Genomic DNA, 6,347 nt, shown 5'->3' with positions numbered 1-6,347 from the left:
TTCAACAACCGTCACATCGACGCCCATCGAGCGGTAGAAGCTGGCGAATTCGATGCCGATCGCGCCCGAACCCATGACGATCAGCGACTTCGGCAGCGCCTCGGGCTTCAGCGCCTCGAAATAGGTCCAGATCAGCTTACCATCAGGCTCGATGCCCGGCAGCGCGCGCGGGCGGGCGCCAGTCGCGATGATGATGTGCTTGGCGGTATAGGTGCCCTCGCCCTTGACGTTCTTCGGCAGCGGATGCTGCGGCTCGACGACCGGCTTCGACGACTTGCCGACGACGATCTCGCCTGGTTTGGTGATCTTTCCTTCGCCCCAGATGATGTCGATCTTGTTCTTCTTCATCAGGAAGCCGACGCCGGCGTTGAGACGGGCGGAGACGGCGCGCGAGCGGCCGACGACGGCCTTGGCGTCCGGCTTGACGGTACCTTCGAGAACGAGACCGAAGTCCTTGAAGTGGTTGGCATGGTCGAGCACTTCGGCCGAGCGCAGCAGCGCCTTGGTCGGGATGCAGCCCCAGTTCAGGCAGATGCCGCCCATATGCTCGCGCTCGACGATCGCCGTCTTGAGGCCGAGCTGGCTGGCGCGGATGGCGGCGACATAGCCGCCGGGGCCGGAGCCGATGATGATGACGTCGTAGGATTCAGCCATGTGTTTCCTGCCTTTGTTACGCTGCGCTGCGGGTCATGAGCACCCACGCGTGCTTCTTGCTGTTTTCGAAGACCGGCACGGCATCCGCACGCGCAGCCTCCAAGAATCCGTTTCTTCCATAAAGCGACAAAGCCGCTTCATTATTGCTTGCGGTGATCAGGCTGACGGGCCGGCGATCGGCCCTTTCGATCTGATCCTCCAGCAACCTGCGTCCGATGCCGATGCCGCGCAGATGGCGATAGACGCCGAGACTGCCGATGAACCAGCTTCCCACAACCGTCTTCTGCAAGGCGAGCATCGGCGCGGTCGCCGGGATCGTCGCCTCGATATCGCCTATGCCTTCATCCAGCGCATGGCCGATCGCCACACCGGCAATCTCGCCATAGGCCTCGGCGATAACGGCATCCCGCCAGCCGCCGACGGCTTCCTCCTCACTCATTTTCAGCCGCCCCCGCTCCAAAGGCGTGTCGCTTATGCCGTTCGCCACATCGGCGAACCAGAGCCAGGAGGCAAACCCATGCGATGCGATATCCGCCAGAATCGCCAGCTCCGAGGCATCCCGCCGTGAGGCCTGCCGCAGCGCGATGAAGGCGGTCATTTCCTCAGATCCCCAGCATCATCCGCACGATCGATTCCAGCCCGCGTCCGAGCGCACGGGTGTTTTCCGCATCGAGATGAATGCCGTCGATCGGCGTGGTCCTGGCAACGGAATTGCCGTCGAAGAAGCCGCAGCCGAGTTCGTCGGCGAGATCACGATAGAGCGTCGCAAGCTTGGCCGATTCCTCGATGCCGCCGGGAAAGGATGCGGCGAAGGGCACGTTGCCCGTCGCGCAGATCGCCGGCGGCGCCACGATCAGGATCTCCGGTCCGTCGAATTCGAAGGGCCAGGCATGATTGCGGATCAGCCGCACGAGGCGGCTGATGCCCTGGCAGGCGGCAAAGGCCGAACCCGCCACAACCGGCTTCATGTCGTTGGTGCCGAGCAGGAGAATGACGAGGTCGAGCGGCGCGTGCGTCTGCAGGATCGTCGGCAGAACGCGCGCACCGTTGCGGTCGCAATCGGCGAGATGGTCGTCGAAGGCGGTGGTGCGACCGTTCAGCCCTTCGGCGATGATGCGCGCCTCGCTGCCGAGCGCTGCCTGAAGCACGCTCGGCCAGCGATTCTTGTACTCATGACGGCCGATCGTCTCGGCGTCATAACCCCAGGTCAGCGAGTCGCCATAGCAAAGAACGGTCTTGGTCATTTCCGCCTCCGCCCAGCTATCAGACGAGCATGCCCATCGGGTTCTCGATGTAGCCCTTGAAGGCCTGGAGCAGCTCGGCGCCGAGCGCGCCGTCGACGCAGCGATGGTCGGTCGAGAGCGTGACGCTCATGACCGTGGCGATCGCCATTTCGCCGTTCTTGACGACGACCCGCTGTTCGCCGGCACCGACCGCGAGGATCGTCGCATGCGGCGGGTTGACGACGGCGGCGAAGTTCTTGACGCCCATCATGCCCATGTTGGAGACCGAGCTGGTGCCGCCCTGATATTCCTCGGGCTTCAGCTTGCGGTCTTTGGCCCGCTTGCCGAGATCGCGCATCTCGTTGGAGATGACAGACAGCGTCTTCTGCTCGGCCTTGCGGATAATCGGGGTGATCAGGCCGCCGGGGATCGAGACGGCGACGCCGACATCGGCGTGCTTGTGCTTGACCATGTTGCTGTCGGTCCAGGAGACGTTGGCATCCGGAACATCGCGCAACGCCAGCGCCATGGCCTTGATGACCATGTCGTTGACCGAGAGCTTATAGGCCGGAGCGTTGTCCTTGCGGGGAGCCGCATCGTTCAGCTGGGCGCGTAGCGCCATCAGTGCGTCGAGCTCGCAATCGACGCTGACGTAGAAATGCGGGATCGTCTGCTTGGATTCGACCAGGCGCCGGGCGATCGTCTTGCGCATGCCGTCATGCGGCACGAGCTCGTAGGAGCCCGGCTCGAAGAGCTTGAGCACGGCGTCATCGGAAGCGCCCTTCGGCGCTGCGGCGGCCGGCGCAGCAGCCGCGGCAGCCTGCGGAGCAGCAGCAGCCGGTGCGGCGGCAGGTTTGGCGCCACCGCCGGCAACGGCGGCTTCGACATCGCTCTTGACGACGCGGCCATGCGGGCCGGAGCCGGCGACAGCCGAGAGGTCGATGCCGGCTTCCCTCGCGAGCCTGCGGGCAAGCGGCGAAGAGAAGGTACGGTTGCCACCGGCTGAAACTGCCGCGGGTGCGGCGGCGGGCGCAGCAGCCGGAGCGGGCTCAGCCTTCGCCGGTGCAGCCTCGGCCTTCGCAGCCGGAGCGGCTTCAGCCTTGGCGGGAGCGGGTGAACCCGCACCGTTTGCGGCAGCGGCCACGTCCTCGCCATCGGCGGCGAGAACGGCGATCAGCGCATTGACCTTGACACCTTCGGTGCCGGCGGGAACGACGAGCTTGGCGACCGTGCCTTCATCGACGGCTTCGACTTCCATCGTCGCCTTGTCGGTCTCGATCTCGGCGATCACATCGCCTGACTTGACCTTGTCGCCTTCCTTGACCAGCCACTTGGAAAGATTGCCTTCTTCCATGGTCGGAGAGAGGGCGGGCATCGTGATATTGATCGGCATCGAGATACCCTCCCCTTATTTGTAGCAAACAGCCTTCACCGCATCGACGACTTCGCCGACGTTCGGAAGCGCCAGCTTTTCGAGATTGGCGGCGTAAGGCATCGGCACGTCCTTGCCCGCAATGGTCAGGATCGGCGCATCGAGATAGTCGAAGGCCTGCTGCATGACGCGGGTGGCGATTTCGGTGCCGACGGAGGACTGCGGATAGCCTTCCTCGACAGTGACGAGGCGGCCGGTCTTCTTGACCGATTCGATGACCGTCGGAAGGTCCATCGGGCGGATGGTGCGAAGGTCGATCAGTTCGACGTCGATGCCGATCTTTTCGAGTTCGGCAACCGCCTTCGTCGCATAGGTCATGCCGATGCCGAAGGAGACGACGGTGGCGTCCTTGCCCTGACGATGGATACGGGCCTTGCCGATCGGCAGGACGAAATTATCGAGCTTCGGCACGTCGAAGTGCTGGCCGTAGAGAATTTCGTTCTCAAGGAAGATCACCGGGTTCGGATCACGGATCGCCGCCTTCAGCAGGCCCTTGGCGTCGGACGCAGTGTAGGGCATGACGACCTTCAGGCCGGGGATCGCGCTGTACCAGGCCGCATAATCCTGGCTGTGCTGGGCGCCGACGCGGGCGGCCGCACCGTTGGGGCCGCGGAAGACGATCGGAGCGCCCATCTGGCCGCCGGACATATAGAGCGTCTTGGCAGCCGAGTTGATGATGTGGTCGATCGCCTGCATGGCGAAGTTGAAGGTCATGAATTCGACGATCGGGCGAAGGCCGGCCATGGCGGCGCCGACGCCGACGCCGGCAAAGCCGTGTTCGGTGATCGGCGTATCGATGACGCGGCGGGGGCCGAATTCCTGCAGCAAGCCTTGAGTGACCTTGTAGGCGCCCTGATATTCGGCGACTTCCTCGCCCATGACGAAGACGTCGTCGCTGGCGCGCATTTCTTCGGCCATGGCGTCGCGGAGCGCTTCGCGCACCGTCATCGACACCATTTCGGTGCCGGCAGGGATTTCCGGGTCGTTCGGGACGGCAGCCTTGGGCTCGGCGGGAACGGGAGCAGCAGCCGAACCGGAATTTGTCGGCTTTTCTTCTCGAGCAACCTGCGGAGCAACGACCGGAGCCGGCTGAGCAGCAGCAGGAGCGGCGGAAATCGCGTCGGCCGATTCGCCGTCCTGCAGCAGCACGGCGATCTTGGTGTTGACCTTGACGCCTTCTGTGCCGGCATCGACGAGCAGCTTGCCGATGACGCCCTCGTCGACGGCTTCGACTTCCATCGTCGCCTTGTCGGTTTCGATTTCAGCGATCACGTCGCCCGAGGTGACCTTGTCACCTTCCTGTTTCAGCCATTTGGACAGCGTGCCTTCTTCCATCGTCGGAGAGAGGGCGGGCATGAGGATATCGATAGGCATGGGTTCCCTCCCCCGATTAGAGCAGAATGTCGGTGTAGAGCTCGGATGCATCCGGCTCCGGATCGGCCTGGGCGAAATCGGCGCTGTCGGCGACGATGTCGCGGACATCCTTGTCGATCGCCTTCAGATCGTCTTCCGAGGCCCAGCCCTTTTCGATGAGGCGCGCCTTAACCTGCTCGATTGGATCCTGCTCGGAGCGCATCTTCTGCACTTCTTCCTTGGAGCGATATTTCGCCGGGTCCGACATGGAGTGGCCGCGGTAACGATAGGTCAGCATTTCGAGAATGATCGGGCCCTTGCCGGAGCGGCAATGTTCGAGCGCCTCGTCGGCCGCCGCCTTGACGGCGCGCACATCCATGCCGTCGACCTGGATGCCGGGGATGCCGAAGCCGGAGCCGCGCAGCGAGTAGTTCGACTGTGCGGTGGCGCGGGCCGTCGAGGTGCCCATGGCGTAGCGGTTGTTCTCGACGATATAGACGATCGGCAGCTTCCAGAGAGCGGCCATGTTGAAGCTCTCGTAGACCTGGCCCTGGTTGGCGGCGCCGTCACCGAAATAGGCGATCGAGACATTGCCGTTGCCGCGGTAATGGTTGGCAAAGGCAAGGCCGGTTCCGAGCGAAACCTGGGCGCCGACGATGCCGTGGCCGCCGTAGAAATGCTTCTCTTTCGAGAACATGTGCATCGAGCCGCCCTTCCCGTGGGAATAGCCGCTGCGGCGCCCGGTCAGCTCAGCCATGACCCCGCGCGCTTCCATGCCGGTTGCGAGCATATGGCCGTGGTCGCGATAGGCGGTGATGACCTGGTCGCCTTCCTTCTGCGCCATCTGCATGCCGACGACGACAGCTTCCTGACCGATGTAGAGATGGCAAAAGCCGCCGATGAAGCCCATGCCGTAAAGCTGACCGGCCTTCTCCTCGAAGCGGCGGATCAAAAGCATCTCGCGATAGGCCTTGAGTTCCTCATCCCGATCGAAGTCGGCTACCGGGCCTCCATTCGATGCTTTGGCTGCTGGTTTTGCTGCAGTTTTGCGGCTGGAAACGGTCGCGGTCTTTCGCGGCGCCATTCAACCCTCCCTATGGGTTTGTCGTTTCTCGGTGGCGCGTACCATAGGGAAGAAATTTGACCACAGCAATGCCATAATTGCATGGCTCGTATTCGGCACTAAGCTATTGGAAATAAAGAAGAAATAAGAATTAACTGAATTCCGGTTAATTGGAGTAGTGGTTGAATATGACGATCTCGTCCGCGCGCGACATATTCAGCTGATATCGCGCCTTTTCGTCCAACATGTCCTTGTCGAGCGAACCGTCACTGAGGAGCGCGACCTGGCTTTCCAGATGTTCGCGCTTCGCCTTCAACACCGCAAGCTCTTTTTCGCGCGCGACACGCTGACGCTCGAACGTCTCCGTCGCCCGCAGGCCGTAATCGCCGTGAACGCAATGATAACCGAAATAGGAGAGGAAGGCGACCGTCATGGCCGGGATGACGAACCGGCCGAACTTTCTCTTCTTATGATGCTTTGTCCACATACACGTATGCTCTTGAACGCATTACCAATTCGTTCAGCATAACGCGCAGAGATTAACCGTTCGTTGACCGTAAATATGAGCAATAAAAAACCCGCGCCGGGAGGGCGCGGGTTAAGCCATTGACGTTCAGATTCG

General features: G+C 62.4%; 7 protein-coding genes. All 7 read right to left on the bottom strand.

All coding sequences use genetic code 11. The features are described from left to right. On the bottom strand, nt 1–654 hold a 654-nt coding region (locus CO671_RS18595; protein ID WP_141514473.1), incomplete at its 3' end, for an FAD-dependent oxidoreductase. Between the two features lie 16 nt (nt 655–670). Then, the gene (locus CO671_RS18590) at nt 671–1,252 is read right to left on the bottom strand and encodes a GNAT family N-acetyltransferase (protein ID WP_097607126.1); all 582 of its coding nucleotides are present in this window, start codon (nt 1,250–1,252) and stop codon (nt 671–673) included. Between the two features lie 4 nt (nt 1,253–1,256). Continuing rightward, nucleotides 1,257–1,898, bottom strand: a complete 642-nt coding sequence (locus CO671_RS18585) for an SGNH/GDSL hydrolase family protein (RefSeq protein ID WP_097579188.1) — start codon at nt 1,896–1,898, stop codon at nt 1,257–1,259. Between the two features lie 19 nt (nt 1,899–1,917). Beyond that, on the bottom strand, nt 1,918–3,270 hold the full coding sequence (locus CO671_RS18580) for a pyruvate dehydrogenase complex dihydrolipoamide acetyltransferase (protein ID WP_097607125.1): 1,353 nt from the start codon (nt 3,268–3,270) through the stop codon (nt 1,918–1,920). 15 nt (nt 3,271–3,285) lie between these two features. After that, a complete protein-coding gene (locus tag CO671_RS18575) occupies nt 3,286–4,683 on the bottom strand; it encodes a pyruvate dehydrogenase complex E1 component subunit beta (RefSeq protein WP_097607124.1) in 1,398 nt (465 codons plus the stop codon). 16 nt (nt 4,684–4,699) lie between these two features. Continuing rightward, on the bottom strand, nt 4,700–5,746 hold the full coding sequence (pdhA, locus tag CO671_RS18570) for a pyruvate dehydrogenase (acetyl-transferring) E1 component subunit alpha (RefSeq protein ID WP_003579069.1): 1,047 nt from the start codon (nt 5,744–5,746) through the stop codon (nt 4,700–4,702). A 145-nt stretch (nt 5,747–5,891) separates the two neighbouring features. Beyond that, the gene (locus tag CO671_RS18565; protein ID WP_097607123.1) at nt 5,892–6,212 is read right to left on the bottom strand and encodes a septum formation initiator family protein; all 321 of its coding nucleotides are present in this window, start codon (nt 6,210–6,212) and stop codon (nt 5,892–5,894) included. Nucleotides 6,213–6,347: the final 135 nt, after the last annotated feature.

The organism is Rhizobium sp. M10 (assembly GCF_002531955.1).
GTDB lineage: Bacteria > Pseudomonadota > Alphaproteobacteria > Rhizobiales > Rhizobiaceae > Rhizobium > Rhizobium etli_C.
Note: the sequence above shows the minus strand (reverse complement) of the source record. Positions and strands in the feature narration are given on the sequence as shown.

Excerpts from the sequence above, each read along its gene's own strand:
- CO671_RS18590 (WP_097607126.1), bottom strand. The coding sequence starts at position 1,252 with ATGACCGCCTTCATCGCGCTGCGGCAGGCCTCACGGCGGGATGCCTCG.
- CO671_RS18585 (WP_097579188.1), bottom strand. The coding sequence starts at position 1,898 with ATGACCAAGACCGTTCTTTGCTATGGCGACTCGCTGACCTGGGGTTAT.
- CO671_RS18580 (WP_097607125.1), bottom strand. The coding sequence starts at position 3,270 with ATGCCGATCAATATCACGATGCCCGCCCTCTCTCCGACCATGGAAGAA.
- CO671_RS18575 (WP_097607124.1), bottom strand. The coding sequence starts at position 4,683 with ATGCCTATCGATATCCTCATGCCCGCCCTCTCTCCGACGATGGAAGAA.
- pdhA (WP_003579069.1), bottom strand. The coding sequence starts at position 5,746 with ATGGCGCCGCGAAAGACCGCGACCGTTTCCAGCCGCAAAACTGCAGCA.
- CO671_RS18565 (WP_097607123.1), bottom strand. The coding sequence starts at position 6,212 with ATGTGGACAAAGCATCATAAGAAGAGAAAGTTCGGCCGGTTCGTCATC.